The sequence below is a fragment of the Gordonia marina genome, from assembly GCF_052036135.1.
Taxonomy (GTDB): Bacteria; Actinomycetota; Actinomycetes; order Mycobacteriales; family Mycobacteriaceae; genus Gordonia.
The window spans coordinates 58,266-72,374 of record NZ_JBPSDN010000008.1; the positions used below are offsets into that span (position 1 = coordinate 58,266).

General features: G+C 70.7%; 15 protein-coding genes. 6 read left to right on the forward strand and 9 right to left on the reverse strand.

What is annotated here, in order from left to right:
- The first annotated feature begins 5 nt into the window (after nucleotides 1-5).
- A complete protein-coding gene (locus tag ACSEEN_RS06790) occupies nucleotides 6-404 on the forward strand; it encodes a heat shock protein transcriptional repressor HspR (protein WP_247866058.1) in 399 nt (132 codons plus the stop codon).
- 245 nt (nucleotides 405-649) lie between these two features.
- Here the strand turns inward: ACSEEN_RS06790 and ACSEEN_RS06795 are convergent, their stop codons facing one another.
- Entirely contained in the window at nucleotides 650-1,807 is a 1,158-nt protein-coding gene (locus ACSEEN_RS06795; RefSeq protein ID WP_440712719.1) for an FAD-binding oxidoreductase, read from the reverse strand.
- 117 nt (nucleotides 1,808-1,924) lie between these two features.
- On the opposite strand from ACSEEN_RS06795, the gene ACSEEN_RS06800 reads away from it, so the two are divergent.
- Together ACSEEN_RS06800 and ACSEEN_RS06805 are read left to right on the forward strand one after the other, a co-directional pair.
- Nucleotides 1,925-3,052 carry an amidohydrolase family protein gene (locus ACSEEN_RS06800; protein ID WP_440712720.1) on the forward strand — a complete coding sequence of 376 codons (1,128 nt, stop codon included), beginning with the start codon at nucleotides 1,925-1,927 and terminating at the stop codon, nucleotides 3,050-3,052.
- Between the two features lie 164 nt (nucleotides 3,053-3,216).
- A complete protein-coding gene (locus ACSEEN_RS06805) occupies nucleotides 3,217-4,089 on the forward strand; it encodes an SDR family oxidoreductase (protein ID WP_440712721.1) in 873 nt (290 codons plus the stop codon).
- Here the strand turns inward: ACSEEN_RS06805 and ACSEEN_RS06810 are convergent.
- The gene (locus ACSEEN_RS06810) at nucleotides 4,078-4,677 is read right to left on the reverse strand and encodes a TetR/AcrR family transcriptional regulator (protein ID WP_440712722.1); all 600 of its coding nucleotides are present in this window, start codon (nucleotides 4,675-4,677) and stop codon (nucleotides 4,078-4,080) included. The two genes, ACSEEN_RS06805 and ACSEEN_RS06810, sit on opposite strands and share 12 nt — an antisense overlap.
- Nucleotides 4,678-4,766: 89 nt before the next feature.
- On the opposite strand from ACSEEN_RS06810, the gene ACSEEN_RS06815 reads away from it, so the two are divergent.
- The gene (locus ACSEEN_RS06815) at nucleotides 4,767-5,627 is read left to right on the forward strand and encodes an oxygenase MpaB family protein (protein ID WP_440712723.1); all 861 of its coding nucleotides are present in this window, start codon (nucleotides 4,767-4,769) and stop codon (nucleotides 5,625-5,627) included.
- Nucleotides 5,628-5,768: 141 nt separating this feature from the next.
- Here ACSEEN_RS06815 and ACSEEN_RS06820 read toward each other — a convergent pair whose 3' ends face one another.
- The 4 genes from ACSEEN_RS06820 to ACSEEN_RS06835 are packed head-to-tail and all read right to left on the reverse strand — an operon-like array spanning nucleotide 5,769 to nucleotide 9,473.
- The gene (locus ACSEEN_RS06820; RefSeq protein ID WP_440712724.1) at nucleotides 5,769-6,878 is read right to left on the reverse strand and encodes an LLM class flavin-dependent oxidoreductase; all 1,110 of its coding nucleotides are present in this window, start codon (nucleotides 6,876-6,878) and stop codon (nucleotides 5,769-5,771) included.
- On the reverse strand, nucleotides 6,875-7,651 hold the full coding sequence (locus ACSEEN_RS06825; protein ID WP_440712725.1) for an ABC transporter ATP-binding protein: 777 nt from the start codon (nucleotides 7,649-7,651) through the stop codon (nucleotides 6,875-6,877). The genes ACSEEN_RS06820 and ACSEEN_RS06825 overlap by 4 nt, the downstream gene beginning before the upstream one ends.
- Nucleotides 7,648-8,490, reverse strand: a complete 843-nt coding sequence (locus ACSEEN_RS06830) for an ABC transporter permease (RefSeq protein ID WP_440712726.1) — start codon at nucleotides 8,488-8,490, stop codon at nucleotides 7,648-7,650. The genes ACSEEN_RS06825 and ACSEEN_RS06830 overlap by 4 nt, the downstream gene beginning before the upstream one ends.
- Nucleotides 8,487-9,473 (reverse strand): ABC transporter substrate-binding protein, encoded by a 987-nt coding sequence (locus ACSEEN_RS06835; RefSeq protein ID WP_440712727.1) that lies wholly within the window; start codon nucleotides 9,471-9,473, stop codon nucleotides 8,487-8,489. The genes ACSEEN_RS06830 and ACSEEN_RS06835 overlap by 4 nt, the downstream gene beginning before the upstream one ends.
- 241 nt (nucleotides 9,474-9,714) lie before the next feature.
- Here ACSEEN_RS06835 and ACSEEN_RS06840 point away from each other — a divergent pair, with 241 nt between their 5' ends.
- The gene (locus ACSEEN_RS06840; RefSeq protein ID WP_440712728.1) at nucleotides 9,715-10,536 is read left to right on the forward strand and encodes a sulfurtransferase; all 822 of its coding nucleotides are present in this window, start codon (nucleotides 9,715-9,717) and stop codon (nucleotides 10,534-10,536) included.
- A 147-nt stretch (nucleotides 10,537-10,683) separates the two neighbouring features.
- On the opposite strand, the gene ACSEEN_RS06845 is transcribed toward ACSEEN_RS06840, so the two are convergent.
- The 3 genes from ACSEEN_RS06845 to ACSEEN_RS06855 all read right to left on the reverse strand — a co-directional run bounded on the left by ACSEEN_RS06845 (nucleotide 10,684) and on the right by ACSEEN_RS06855 (nucleotide 12,286).
- Nucleotides 10,684-10,974: a hypothetical protein gene (locus ACSEEN_RS06845; RefSeq protein WP_440712729.1), complete on the reverse strand. Its 291-nt coding sequence runs from the start codon at nucleotides 10,972-10,974 to the stop codon at nucleotides 10,684-10,686.
- 104 nt (nucleotides 10,975-11,078) lie between these two features.
- A complete protein-coding gene (gene ykgO, locus ACSEEN_RS06850; RefSeq protein ID WP_247866080.1) occupies nucleotides 11,079-11,201 on the reverse strand; it encodes a type B 50S ribosomal protein L36 in 123 nt (40 codons plus the stop codon).
- 161 nt (nucleotides 11,202-11,362) lie between these two features.
- The gene (locus tag ACSEEN_RS06855; protein WP_440712730.1) at nucleotides 11,363-12,286 is read right to left on the reverse strand and encodes a TIGR03564 family F420-dependent LLM class oxidoreductase; all 924 of its coding nucleotides are present in this window, start codon (nucleotides 12,284-12,286) and stop codon (nucleotides 11,363-11,365) included.
- 134 nt (nucleotides 12,287-12,420) lie between these two features.
- Here ACSEEN_RS06855 and ACSEEN_RS06860 point away from each other — a divergent pair, with 134 nt between their 5' ends.
- A complete protein-coding gene (locus tag ACSEEN_RS06860; RefSeq protein ID WP_440712731.1) occupies nucleotides 12,421-13,635 on the forward strand; it encodes an oxygenase MpaB family protein in 1,215 nt (404 codons plus the stop codon).
- The last annotated feature ends 474 nt before the right edge of the window (nucleotides 13,636-14,109 follow it).

Here is a 14,109-nt window from a genome sequence, read left to right on the forward strand (position 1 = left end):
CGCCGATGCGGGACGAGAGAGGCGACGTGGCGTCGAGTGACACCGCGACCTACCTGATCTCGGTGGCCGCGGAGCTGGCCGGCATGCACGCGCAGACGCTGCGCACCTACGACCGGCTCGGTCTGGTGACGCCGCAGCGGACCACCGGCGGCGGGCGGCGGTACTCGCCGAGCGACGTCGAACGGCTCCGCGAGATCCAGCGGCTGTCGCAGGACGAGGGCGTCAACCTGGCCGGAATCAAGCGGATCATCGAGCTGAGCGACGAGTTGGAGGAATTGCAGCGCCGGGTGGCCGAACTCTCCGCGCGGGCCCAGGCTTCCCGCGGCTCGCGCGGCGAGGTGGTCCACGTCGAACGGTCCAACTCCGTGGTGGTCTGGCAGCCGCGCCGGCGCCGGTCGGAGTAGAACCGCGGCAGTCGGCCCCGCAGCCACGGCACCGGGCGACGTCCGAGTCGGCGGCGACCAGCGTGATCGTCGAACATCCACATGACGATTGGACGCACCGAGCGTGACCGCGGTTCCCTCGCGCGCTTCCCGCGCGCGTCGTCGCCGGTGTGGCCCGGACAGATCCGCGGCAGTCGGTCACAGGCGCGGCGGCGACTGCCGCGTGGGTGCACCGGTGCCGCGGCTCCGTCGTCGAGTGCCGCGGGTCAGGCGTGGACGGGGTCGTGGCGCATGGCGTCGTGGGGGACGCCGGCCAAGCGGAGCTTCAGTTTGGTGGAGGTGATCATGTCGGCGGGGCCCGCGATGAGAACCTGGCGGCCGGTCCAGTCGCCGTAGCGAGCGGCCACGTCGCCGACACGGCCGTAGACCACCTCGAAACCCCATTGACGCGGGTCGGGGGCACCGTCGATCCACCACGGATCGGCCGGATTCTCGATCACCGCGGTGATCTTGAGCCACGGATTGGTGGTGGCGAGTTCGCGGAGAACGGCGAGGTCGTACAGCTCGCCCGGGTAGCGGGCGCCGTAGAACAGGTGCGTCGGCGGGGAGTCGGTGCGCTGCGCCATCGCCAGGAGCAGGGCGCGCAGCGGGGCCAGTCCGGTGCCGCCGGCGACCATCAGGACGGGGTCGTCGCCCTCGACGGCGAGCGTGCCGTGCGCCTGGGCGAAGGTCCAGACGTCGCCGGGCGCGGTCTCCTTCACGATCGACGTGCTCACCTGCCCGCCCGGCACGGCCCGCACGTGGAACTCCAGTTCACCGGCATCGTTCGGCGGCGTCGCCGGTGAGAGATCACGCCACAGATACGGCCACTGCGGGATCTTGGTCTCCAGGTACTGGCCGGCGTGTACCGGCGGCACCGGATCGACGGCGACCAGGCGCACGACGGCGCGTTCCCGGGTGATGGTGAACTTCTGGACCACCCGCGCGCGCCAGGTGGCCGGTCCCTCGACGCTGTGCGCGGCGCCGCGCATCACCCCGGTGGTGAGCATCATCGCCTGGCTCACGGTGTCGGCGACGTCTTCGGTCCAGTCGGCGCCGAACAGGGCGGCCGACTCGGTGATCAGGGCGCGGAGCATCAGGTCGTAGTGCTCGTCGGTCACGCCGTATTTGCGGTGATCGCGTCCGAGCTGGGCCAGCAGTTCGATGAGCTCGTCGTGGCCGCTCGCGGCCGGCAGTGCCTCCAGCACGTGATCGAGGACGTCGATGAACGCCTCTCGCAGGTGCCGCAGATGCGGCGGGAACAGGTCGCGGACCGCCGGGGCCGAACCGAACAGGCGGGACAGCACGCGGCCCGCGAAACCGTCCGGATCCGCGGCGATCAGCGCGCGGAGGCGGTGCAGGACGGGCGGCTGCGGCTGGCTCACGGCGGGTCTTCCTTTCGCTGCGGCGGGGACGGGCTCGACCCCACGAGAGTAGTCCTGTGACCGATTCCGCCCGATACCGGCGCGCTTTCCGCCGCCCGGTGTGGGAGGCTGAGAATCGTGTCGACGTTGGCGGGGCGGGTTCCGGGCATCGTCGATGCGCATGCGCACTTCTTCGACCCGCGGACACCGCCGTGGAGTCTGCAGCGGCTCGGCCGAGCGAGCGTCCCGGTCCTGAAAGCGCTGCCGCGTCCGCTCATCCGGGTCGCCTCCCGGTTCACCGACGAGCACAGCCTGAGCGGGATCGCGGGTCCGGGCCGGCTCAGTGCCTCCTACCGGCTCCGCGAGTACGCGAAGGATCTGGCCGCACTGGACACCGTCGCCGGGGTGCCGGTGACCACGGTGATCCCGGTCGACTCGCAGTGGCGCCGCCGCCTGTCGCCGGAGGAGGTGCCCGGGGCCGTCACCCGCGACCTCGACTTCCTGCGCCGGCTCCCGTACGGCAACGGCCTCCCCGAACTCGGCGGACTGCTGGTCCCGGCCGACGACCGGATCCCCGGGCTCGGCGTGGCCGACGCGCTCGACGCCGACGTCGACGGCCTGATCCGCGGTTTCCGGCTGCGGTGGGGACGTCATCACGACCCGCTCGTCCACGACTGGACGGCGGAATCGGATCCGTTGCGCTCCAAGAACTTCCGGGATGCTTTCGGGCCGCTGGCCGACCGCGGGCTGGTCTTCGAGTCGCTCTGCTACTCGCACCAACTCGGCGAGCTGGCGAGTCTGGCGTCGGAGTATCCGAAGGCGACCATCGTCGTCGAGCACCTCGGCTGCCCGGTCGGCGTCTTCGGGCCGTTCGGGTCGTCGGTGGGGACGACGGCCGCGGCCCGCGCCGACATCCTCGGACTGTGGCGCGAGCGGATGGCGATGCTCGCCGCGCGGCCCAACGTCCACGTCAAGATCAGCGCGGTGGCCAGCGGCCTGTTCGGCTACGGGCAGGAGCGGTCGGGCAACATCGGCGGCCAGCACATTCTCGCCGACATGATCGGTCCGCTGGTGCTGCACGTGGTGGACCGGTTCGGCCCCGAACGGGTGATCTTCGGTTCCAACGCCCCGCTGGACACCCACAACGCGACCATCGGCGTGGTGGTCGGCGCCCTGCTCGACGTTCTCGGCGACCGCGGCGACTATCTGCTCTCGCACCTCTTCAACGACAACGCGCGCCGCGTGTACCGCATCACGGATCAGTGATCCGCGGCCGGAGTGGATCGCCCGGTCCGGAACCGGAGGACCGCGGCGACGATCCCCGCTAGTCTTCGACCCATCGGGCCGGTGAACACGGAATCGGCTGTGCGCGTGGCGGCCGTGGACTATGACAAGGCCGGATGCGGAGTCGAATCGTCGGAGGGCTGTCGGTGGGAACGTATGTGGTGACGGGTGCGGCGTCGGGCATGGGAGCCGGCGTCGCCGGGCGGCTGCGCGACGACGGTCACGACGTGATCGGCGTCGATCTGGCCGGCGCCGAGGTGGCCGCCGATCTGTCCACTCCGGCCGGGCGGCGGCGGGCGATCGACGACGTCCTCGACCGCTGCGGCGGTGTTCTCGACGGCGCGGTGCTGGCGGCCGGGCTCGGCCCCAAACGCGGTGCGGAGCGGACCATCGTCGAGGTGAACGTCCTGGGGGTCACCGAGTTGCTCGACGGTCTGCGGCCGGCGCTCGCCGCGTGCCCGGACAAGGCCAAGGTGGTCGTGTTCGGTTCCAACTCGACCACGTCGACCCCGCTGGTGCCGCGTCGTGCCGTCCGGCTGCTGGTCCGCGGGGAGACGGCCGCGGCCGCCCGCGTCATCGCGGCGCGGCGCGGCATCTCCGCGCCCGTCGCCTATGCGGCGTCGAAGCTGGCGGTGAGCCGGTGGTGCCGGACGCGGGCGGTCGGCGCGGACTGGGCGGGCGCCGGGATCCGGTTGAACGTGCTGGCGCCCGGGCCGGTGCTGACGCCGCTCCTCCGCTCGCAGCTGGAGAGTCCGACGGGTAAGCAGGTGCGGTCGTTCCCGGTGCCGGCGCGCCAGTACGGGACGCCGGAGCAGCTTGCCGAGTGGGCGGCGCTGATGCTGTCGCCGGCCGCCGACTTCATGGTCGGTTCGGTGGTCACCGTCGACGGCGGCACCGAGGCGCTGCTGCGCCCACACGACTGGCCGTCGCGCCTGCCGCTGTGGGAACTGCCGCGGATGCTGTGGCTGATGGCGAAGGCGCCGGCTCGCGGCCAGGTGGCCGACTACTCAGAGGTCTGACCCGTCCAATTCCCGGAGCCGGGCGAGACCGGCCTGCACCTGCGGGTCCGTCGCCAGCAGGTGGCGCATGCTCCACTCCAGGTCGGCGACGGCGCTCCCGGCGGTCTGGTGCCCGATCAGCAGCAGCATGGCGGTCCGGGCGAGGTGGCGGGCGTGCCGTTCGTCGACGCCGAGCTCGAGGGTGTAGCGGACGATGGCCTCCGTGCGCACCGCGTCGACGTCGTCGACGGCCCGGCGCACCTCGACCTCCCCGGCGGCCCAGGTCCGGATCGCGGCCTCCGCGGCGTGCGGCAGGTTGAGCGCGACATCGACCAGCGCGTCGGTCCGGGCGAGGGGGGAGACGTCGGTGTCGAGCCAGGCGACGAGGCGATCGGTGGACTCGCTGCGCCAGTACTCGATGAGGGCGGTGCCGAACTCCCGCCAGTTGCGGAAGGAGTGGTAGAACGCGCCGGTGGTCAGGCCGGTCTCGGCGCAGACCACGGCCTGTTTGAAGCCCGCGTAGCCCTCGCGGGCCAGAACCGTCATCCCGGCTTCGAGGAACCGCTCGCGCAGCGGGGACGCCGCGGGGCTCGTTGACTGGGTGGTCATGACTGACGATTCTCTCATGGTCGTGACGCCTTGCCCGTCGGCCATAAGTTGACTTATGCTCGGTTGGACGACGACGAAAGGCAGCCACGATGTTTCGCTGGGACCGGAATCGCGGCCTCGATCCGCGCACCGACTTCGAGGAGATCTACCGCAACCTCTCGATGTACGACTTCCCCTGGGATTTCACGCAGGCGCTCAGCTTCGCGCTGTTCCGCACCTACGCGGTGCCCAGTGTCGGGGGCCTGCTGTCGGAGTCGCGTGGTTTCGACGACACGCAGAAGCGGTACGACGACACCGCGCTCCTCCTCGAATGCCCGCTGGCGCGCGGCTTCGACTCCGCCGAGGGGAAGACCGCGCTGCGCCGGATCAACCAGATGCACCGCTCGTACGACATCTCGAACGACGACATGCTCTACGTGCTCGCGACCTTCGTCGTCGTACCGAAGCGCTGGATCGACGACTACGGGTGGCGCCGGCTGACGTACGACGAGGTGACCGCGAGCGTGCACTACTACCGCAAGCTCGGGCGGCACATGAACATCAAGGACATCCCGGAGACCTACGACGAGTTCGCCGATCTCCTGGACGCCTACGAGGCCGAGCACTTCGCCTACGACGCCGGCGGCCGGCGGGTGGCCGACCTGACGCTGAACCTGCTCGCGACCTTCTACCCCCGGCCGGTGCGGCCCGCGGTCCGGCTGTTCTCCCGCGCACTGATGGACAAGCCGCTCCTCGAAGCCTTCGAGTACGACGAGCCGTCCGCCGCCGTGCGCGCCGCGTCGCGCGGGGCGATGCGGGCCCGCGCCGCGGTGGTGCGCATGCTGCCGCCGCGCCTGCGCGCCAAGGACTTCCAGCACAACCGCCGGATGAAGAGCTACTCCCCGGATGCCGTGGTGGTCGCCGAACTGGGCACCTTCCCCACGGGCTGCCCGGTCCCGCACTCCGCGTAGCGCCGCAGATTCCGCTGCTTTCTCCGGCCGTCGACCAGGCGGCCCGGCGCCGACTCCGGATGCCTGATGCTGCGCAGATCCGGCCGGAGTGCGGAACGCGCACCGTCAGTCGCTGTGATCGGCCCCGGTCCGGCGTCGCGGCTAGCCGGCGGCGGCCACGTCGGACCGGGCCGCCGCGGCGGGCCGGTCGAACAGCGGTTTGACGCCCTCGGCGAACCAGTACGCCTCCTCGATGTGCGGGTTGCCGGACAGCACGAAGTGGTCGATCCCGATGTCGCGATACTGCTGAATCAGGTCGGCCACCTCGGCGTGACTGCCGACGAGAGCGGTGCCCGCGCCGCCGCGGACCAGGCCGTATCCGGCCCACAGCCCGGGGTAGACCTCCAGGTTGTCGGGGTGGGCCGAGAGCGCCGCCTGACGGCGCTGGCCCTCGGATTCGGCGCGGTTCATCGCGGCACGAGCGAACTCGATGACATTCGGGTCCATTCGGTCGACGAGCCCGCGCGCCACCGCCCAGGCCTCGTCGTGCGTGTCGCGGGTGATCACGTGGGCACGGATGCCGAAGGTGAGCTCGCGGCCGTGGGCGGCGGCGCGCCGTCGCACATCGGCGACCAGTTCGGCGACCGCGGCGGGCGGCTCGGTCCACGTCAAATAGGTGTCGACGGTACGGGCCGCCGTCTCGCGGGCGGCCTCGCTGGCACCGCCGAAGAAGATCTCCGGCGTCGTAGTCGGCGGATCGGCGACGACGGCGCCGCGCACGTCGTAGTAGTCGCCGGTGAAGTCGAACGGCGTACCCGACCAGGCCCCGCGCACGATGGTGGTGAACTCGGCGGTCCGGGCATAGCGCTCGTCCTTGCTCAGGTGGTCGCCGAAGCGGGCCTGCTCGATGGCGTCGCCGCCGGTCACGATGTTGAGGGCGAGACGCCCGCCGGAGAGTTCCTGGAATGCGGCGGCCTGCTGGGCGGCGAGGGTCGGTGTGATGAGGCCGGGGCGGAAGGCGACCAGGAACTTCAGGTGCTGCGTCTGGTTGATCAGGGCCGAGGCGACGATCCACGAGTCCTGGCACCACGTGCCGGTCGGCGTCAGTACGGACTCGTAGCCGAGGGTGTCGGCGGTCTTCGCGAGCAGGGTCAGGTAGTTCAGGTCGGCATCCCGATTGCCGAGCGCGGCGCCGGGGACATTGGCCTGACTGGTGACGTCGCGGCTGTCGCCGGCGGTGGGCAGGAACCAGTGGAAGTGCGGTGCGGTCATGAGATCTCCAGGTTCTTCTTGGTGTCGACACCGAGGTATCCGAGGACCTGCTCGCGCAGTTCGACCAGGTGTGGGTCGTCGCGTTCGCGGGGCCGGGGGAGGTCGACGGTGAGCTGGTGGGCGAGGTGGCCGTCGTCCAGGACGAGGATCCGGTCGGCGAGGACGACGGCCTCTTCGACGTCGTGTGTCACCAGGAGGGCGGCGAAGCCGTGCTCGGCCCACAACCGGGTCAGGAGCGCGTGCGCCTCCAGCCGGGTGAGGGCATCGAGGGCGCCGAACGGCTCGTCGAGTAGCAGCAGGTCGGGCTCGCGGACGAGCGCCCGGGCGAGGGAGGCGCGCTGCGCTTCTCCGCCGGAGAGGGTCAGCGGCCAGGCGTCGACGCGGTGGGCGAGGCCGACCTCGCCGAGTGCGGCTACGGCCAGCGCATCGAGGTTCCGGCGCGAGATCCCCGGCCGGCGCAGGTTCAGCGAGACGTTGGCGCGGACCGTCCGCCAGGGCAGCAGGCGCGGCTCCTGGAAGGCGACGGCACGTGAACCGTCGACCTCGACGGTGCCGCCGTGCCCGGTATCGAGGCCGGCGACGATCCGCAGGAGGGTCGACTTGCCCGAGCCGGAGCGTCCGACCAGGGCGACGATCTCGCCGCGGCGCAGGTCGAGATCGATGCTGTGCAGCACCTCGATGTCGCCGAACGACCGGGAGACACTGCGCGCGTGCACCACCGTCGAGCTGTGGGCCTGTTCGGCCGTCAGTTGAGCTTGCCGGAAGGAACTCATCGGGCCACCCGCCAGCGCAGCAGGTACGACTCCAGGCCACGCACCAGCGCATCGGTGGTCAGGCCGAGCAGTGCGTAGATCACCAGGCCCAGGACGATGATGTCGTTGCGCAGGTAGGTGCGCGCGTTCATCACCATGTAGCCCAGTCCGGCGTCGGCGTTGATCTGTTCGGCGACGATCAGGGACAGCCAGGCGACCGAGAGCGACAGCCGGAGGCCGGTCAATGCGCTCGGCACCGAACCCGGCAGGATCACCGTCCGGGCCAGGCTCCAGCGGCCCAGGCCCAGCGACCGGCCCGCCTCGATCAGTTTCGGGTCCACGCCCTGAATGCCGGCCACCAGGTTGAGATAGAGCGGAAACATCACGCCGAGTGCGATGAGGAAGATCTTGGGTTCCTCACCGATCCCGAACCAGACGACGAACAGGGGGATGAGGCCGAGGAACGGGATGGTCCGCAGCATCTGCAGCGGCGGATCGATCGCGAGGTCGGCGACCCGGAAGAAGCCGACCAGGAGGCCGAGCACCAGCGCGAGCGACACACCGAGGAGCACGCCGTAGGCGACGCGTTCCAGCGATACCGGCATGGCCGCGGTCAGGGTTCCGTCGGCCCATGTCTCGCGCGCCGCGGCGAAGACCTGCGACGGGGGTGCGAGCTTGTCGGCGGGCAGGACCCCGGTGACCGACAGCAGTTGCCAGAGCGCCAGCAGTACCACCGGCGAGACCAGTCGCAGCAGTCCGGTGTAGCCGACTTTCGGCAGGCGCGGCCGGATCCGGGGCAGGGCCCGGGCCGTCGGTGCCGGGGCGACGTCCAGCGCCGGCCGGCCCAGCACGCTGGTCACGACTGGCTCCCGGTGACGACGGAGTTGAACCGATCATCGAAGTACTCGGCGGCGACGGGCTGGTTGGGGATCACCCCGGCGCCGGCGAAGAGGTCGATCAGCTGCTGCTGCTTCGCGATCCGCGCGGCGTCGATCGGTACCACGTCGTTGGCGGACGTGTCGAAGGTGGCGGCGGCCACCGGTTCGGGCAGCGTCGTCAGCTTGCTGAAGATCGGCACCCATTGGTCCTTGTGGGTCGCCGCCCACTTCTGGGCGCGCGCCACCCGGCCGACGAAGTCCTTCAGGGCCTTGTTCTTCGCCGAGTCGCCGAGCGCGGCGTTCGAGGCCAAGTAGTAGCCCTGCTGCGTGGTGAGACCGGTACCGTCGGCCAGGACGCGGGCCTTGCTCTGCTGCTGTCCGATGGTCGCGTACGGATTCCACACCGCCCAGGCGTCGATCTGCCCGGAGTTGAACGCGGCCAGCCCCTCGTTCGGGGTCAGATAGGTGGACGTGATGTCCGACGGCTTCAGGCCCGCCTTGTGCAGCAGGGCCAGCACCAGGCCGTTGGAACTCGATCCCTTGGTGTACGCGACCTTCTTGCCTTTGAGGTCGTCGATGGACTTGATCGGCGAGTTCTGCGGTACCAGCAGGAAGTCGTTGGCGGTGCTCGCGGACAGGACCGTGATGATCTTCAGGGGCGAGTTCGCCGACTGCGCGAACACGGCGGGCACGTCGCCGGTACCGCCGACGTCGACCTTGCCCGCCGCGGCGGCCTCGAGGAGCGGCGGTCCGGCCTCGAACGAGGCCCACTTGATCTTGTACGGCAGGTTCTTCAACTCGCCCGCCGATTCGAGGAGGGACTGCGTCGTCTTGACCTGGTCACCGACCACGAGGGTCACGTCGCCGGAACCGGCCGAGTCGCTTGTGCCGCCGGAGGAGCAGCCGGTCACAGCCGCCGTGACCACGGCGACCGCCGCCAGCGAGACACCGAGCCGACTGAACATTCTGCGTGACAACGTCACCACTCCTCATCCGTGATTTCGCCGCCCTCGTGGCGGTGAAACGAGTCTGTGATCGGCGTTTTCCGGAGTCAACCGGTGCTCGAAGAGGCGTCGTCAAGGGTGTCGTATCCGCAGTTCAGAGAGGTGCCGATTGGACTCGCGGCGGGTTCAACGTTGGCGTCTCGGTGGGCCGAATTAGAGTCGGGGCCAGCGCTGCGTGGAGATCGAGGAGAGGCGGAGTGGAATGGGTCAGGTGCTGATCGGGGCCGAGGAACTGGTCGAAGCGATGCTCTCCGACCGGCCGCCGGTGGTGCTGGACGTGCGGTGGCAGCTCGGCGACGACCGCGGCTACGACCACTACCGCGACGGCCACGTGCCCGGCGCGATCTACGTCGACCTGAACACCGAACTCGCCGCGCCGCCGAGCGCCGCCCGCGGCAGGCATCCGCTGCCCGCGCTCGCCGACCTGGAGGCCGCCGCACGGCGCTGGGGCATCGACGACGGCGTACCGGTGGTGGTCTACGACGACTGCGGCGGCATGTCCGCGGCGCGCGCCTGGTGGCTGCTGCGCTGGGGCGGGATCGACGACGTCCGGATCCTCGACGGGGCTCTCGGGGCGTGGCGCGCCGCCGGCATCCGGCTCTCCTCCGGCGACACCGTGCCCCGCACCGGGTCGGTGACCCTCACCGGCGGCGGCATGCCGACCGTCGGGATCGACGACGTCGCCGCGACCGGCGCGCTGCTGCTCGACGCCCGCGCCGGGGAGCGATACCGCGGCGAGGTGGAGCCGGTCGATCCGCGGCCGGGACACATCCCCGGCGCGGTGAGCGCACCGACCGGGGAGAATCTGGCCGACGACGGTACGTTCCGGACGGCGGAGGCGTTGCGCGAACGGTTCGCCTCGCTCGGGGCCGACGGCCGCGACGTGGTCGTGTACTGCGGATCGGGGGTCACCGCCGCGCATCAGATCGCGGCGCTGGAGATCGCCGGGCACGGGGCCGCGCTGTACCCGGGGTCGTACTCGCAGTGGTCGAACGATGAGAGCCGGCCGGTCGAGGCCGGGTGAGTCGTTCAGAGCGGGTGGTCTCGACGCAGAGGCCGGTCGAGCGGAGTCGAGACCTCGACCGTGGCGGGCGTCGACCGTCCGGTGAACGACGAAACCCGCCCGGGGAGTCGGGGACTCCGTAGGGCGGGTCGTCTCGACCGGTGAGGGTCAGTGGTCGTCGTAGTGACCGTCGTGGGCGGCGTGGCGGTGACCGTCGTGGACGTAGTCGACGTGATCGCCGTGCGGAACGGCGACGTGGCCGCAGCCCTCGCCGTGCTCGTGGTCGTGGCCGTCATGGACGACGTGCTCGGTGGCCTCGCACTCGTCGACGTGCCCGTCGTGCTCGCGGTGCAGGTGGCCGTCGTGCACGTAGTCGGTGTGATCGCCGTGCGGGACGGCGACGTGGCCGCAGCCGTCTCCGTGCGTGTGGGCGTGGCCGTCGTGGGTGGCGTGGGTCATGACTGATACCTCCGGGGGCGAGAGTTCTGGTGTCGCATTAATGTATGCGCATTTATGAATGTATTGCGCCGAACCGGATCCGTCAACCCCGCGTGCGGCCGCGATCAGCCCTGGCGCGCCTTGAAGCGCGGGTTCTGCTTGTTGATGACGAAGATCCGGCCGCGCCGCCGGACGATCTGCGAGCCGGGCTGGTTCTTCATGGACTTGAGGGAGTTGCGGACCTTCACGAGTTCTCCTTATTGGAAACAGTTACCAATAAAGAGTAGGTCGGCGGTTGCGTCGACGGCAAGTCGGCCCTCGACCGTCGTGAAGGAGGCGACGGGCCCGAAGGCGATAGGGTTCGCCGCCGGAGCCGCGTCGTAGGCGCGGCCCCCAGGCAGGCGGGCGATCAGGAGTTGTCGAGCGAGCGAAGCAGTTCGCGGGTGCGGGCCCGGACGTCGCCGTCGCGGTGGAACTGGATGCCGACGAACTCGTCGACCCCGGCGGCGCGGATCTGATCGATGCGCGCGGTGACCGTCGCCTCGTCGCCGATGATCGCCGCGTCCGAGGAATGCTCGTAGCCCTCGCGGTCGAGCATTGCGCGGTAGGAGGGGAGCGAGTTGTAGAGGGCGAACTGCTCGGCCGCGTAGCCCTTGGCGGTGTCGGCGTCGTCGGTGACGGCGATCGGCAGCATGGCCACGGTCCGGACGTCGTCGGTGCGGCGCCCGGCCTGCTCGGCGGCGGCGTGCAGCGACGGGACGATGTGGTCGCGCAGGGTCGCCGGACCGGTCATCCAGGTGATGGTGCCGCGGGTGCGACGGCCCGCGACTTCGAGCATCTTGGGGCCCAGTGCGGCGAGATAGACGTCCGGCGCGGGTGCGTCGACCAGGCTCAGGGCGCCTCGGGTGGTCACGAGTTCGCCTGCGGCGCCGGCCTTCTCGCCGTTCAGCAGCGGTAGCAGGCCGTCCAGGATCTCGTTGGTCCGCTTCACCGGCCGTGAGTACGGGATTCCCCACATGCCCTCGGTGACCACCTTGTGCGAGAGGCCGAGGCCCAAGCTCAGCCGGCCGCCGATGATGGTGTTGGTGGTGAGCACTCGCTGCGCGAGATTCATCGGGTGCTGGTTCTGCATCGGCAGCACGGCGGTGCCGAACTCGATCTCCGGCACCTCGTGACCGGCCACCGCGATCACGGTCAGCAGGTCGGGCTCGTTCGGCATCTGCGTGGACCACACGCGCCGGAAGCCCTCGTTGTGCAGTGCGCGCAACGTCTCGATCGCGCGGTCGATCGCGACGTGCTTGGCGTTGATGTTCCAGACGATGCTGATCTGCATGGGGGCTCCTCCGAACGCGCTCTCGAGGCCCGACCCTACTCGGGACACCGCCGACCTCGGGGCGCGCCGCTGCGAGATGGGACATAATCGTTGAAACGTTTCATTCCCGCGGCGGCGGAGATCAGGGGTGCGTCATGGAGCTCGTCGTCGGTCCGGCCCATCAGCGGTGGCACGACAGGGTGCGGCGGCTCACCGGAATCGGCCTGCTGCCACCGCCGGAGGTCACCGCGCGGTACCTGGCCGGACACACCGCGGGCGATCCGGTGGCCGAGCGATTCGTCGCCGAGACCTATCTCGGCGAGTTGGGGGCCGACCGATCGCGGGAACTGCTCGACGAGGCGCTGCGCGTCGGCATCGATGCCGTGCCGGATGCCCCGGAATCGATGCGCGCGCTGTTCGCCGAGTTCGAGACCATCCCCGACTGGGTGGACCCCGAGTTGATCGAGCAGGGGGCGGCGGTCTGGCGCCGGTGGGGCTACAGCCTCGGCGCCGTCGGCAACGCGGGCACCATGGACACCTACACCGAGGGTTCCCTCGCGGTGCCGCTGTCGCTGTCCGGCGGCTACGCCGGGGCCAGCGCGCTGCACCGCTATCTGGAGACGAGCCGCTGGTGGCTGGAGGTGTGCCGGCCTGGTGCGGTGCTGACCCCCGGGTCACGGGCCCGCGAGGTCTCGCTCAAGGTCCGCGTGATGCACGTGTCGGTGCGGGCGCGCGTCGCCGAGCATCCCGAGTGGGATGCCGCCGCGCACGGTCTGCCGATCAGCCAGAGCGAGATGATGCTGACCCTGCTCGGTGGCAGCGTCGGACCGGCGCTGGGGCTGTACGCGCTGGGCTTCCTGACGAGTCCCGCGGAGATCCGGGCCGTGCTCCACTTCAACAGGTATCTCGGTCACCTGGTCGGTTGCCGCGTCGACGAGATGTATCCGGAGACCGTCGGCGACGGCCTGCGGCTCCTCTACTACTTCGACGCGACCCGCAAGTACGACTCCGGCCCGCTCGGCCCGGAGCTGGTCGAGGGCTTCGTGCCGTCGTTCGAGCCGGGTCCGCAGGTGCGCGGGCTCGCCCGGCTGCGCGCCCGGTATCACCTGCACTTGCAGGCCGGCTACACGCGGCTGTTCATGCTGCCGTGGAACCGGCGTAAGTACCGGCTGCCGAGCGGTCTCCCCGGTCTGGCACTGCTGCTCGGCCGGGCCCCGCTGATCGCCGCGGTCGAACTCGCGCGGCGCGTCTCGCCGGGTGTCGACCGGTGGTGGCAGACCGCTTCGGTCCGCCGCTGGCGGCGGTGGCACGCCTGGCATCTCGGGCAGCGCGAGGAGCGGTTCGACGCCGGTAAGAAGCTGCGCCGCTAGGGGGATCGATCGCTCGGGATGGGGGTCGGCGGCGTTGCCGAGCCGCCAGAGGGGTGGCTTCGACTCATCGTCTCGCCCTGGCGGGCTCGTCGATGGCTCAGCCGGCGGTGGATGGTCGGCTGGTGGCTGGGCGGTCGGCTGGTGGCTCGGTCGGCGGTGGGCGGTCCGCCGGTGACTTAGCCGGCGTTGGGCGGTCGGCCGGTGGCTCAGTCGGGCGGTGGGTGGTCTGCTGGTGGCTCGGTCGGCGGTGGGCGGTCCGTCGGTGATTCAGCTGTCGGCGGGTGGAGTGCGGATTGTGGCTTCCCGCTGCCGGCCGGTGGGCGTGGCAGCGTTCGCGTGCAGAGGCAGCGCTCGCGAACGCTGCTTCTGTGTCGGCTCGCTGCTACGGGGTCGTAGAAGCGGGGGCGAGCCGGCGGTGCGGTCGGGGGGGCTCGAGAAAGGGTGGCTTCGACTCATCGTCTCGCCCTGGCGGGC

Coding starts and splice junctions, on each gene's coding strand:
- ACSEEN_RS06790 (WP_247866058.1), top strand. CDS start 6: ATGCGGGACGAGAGAGGCGACGTGGCGTCGAGTGACACCGCGACCTAC.
- ACSEEN_RS06810 (WP_440712722.1), bottom strand. CDS start 4,677: ATGACCACCCAGTCAACGAGCCCCGCGGCGTCCCCGCTGCGCGAGCGG.
- ACSEEN_RS06815 (WP_440712723.1), top strand. CDS start 4,767: ATGTTTCGCTGGGACCGGAATCGCGGCCTCGATCCGCGCACCGACTTC.
- ACSEEN_RS06820 (WP_440712724.1), bottom strand. CDS start 6,878: ATGACCGCACCGCACTTCCACTGGTTCCTGCCCACCGCCGGCGACAGC.
- ACSEEN_RS06825 (WP_440712725.1), bottom strand. CDS start 7,651: ATGAGTTCCTTCCGGCAAGCTCAACTGACGGCCGAACAGGCCCACAGC.
- ACSEEN_RS06835 (WP_440712727.1), bottom strand. CDS start 9,473: ATGTTCAGTCGGCTCGGTGTCTCGCTGGCGGCGGTCGCCGTGGTCACG.
- ACSEEN_RS06840 (WP_440712728.1), top strand. CDS start 9,715: ATGGGTCAGGTGCTGATCGGGGCCGAGGAACTGGTCGAAGCGATGCTC.
- ACSEEN_RS06845 (WP_440712729.1), bottom strand. CDS start 10,974: ATGACCCACGCCACCCACGACGGCCACGCCCACACGCACGGAGACGGC.
- ACSEEN_RS06855 (WP_440712730.1), bottom strand. CDS start 12,286: ATGCAGATCAGCATCGTCTGGAACATCAACGCCAAGCACGTCGCGATC.
- ACSEEN_RS06860 (WP_440712731.1), top strand. CDS start 12,421: ATGGAGCTCGTCGTCGGTCCGGCCCATCAGCGGTGGCACGACAGGGTG.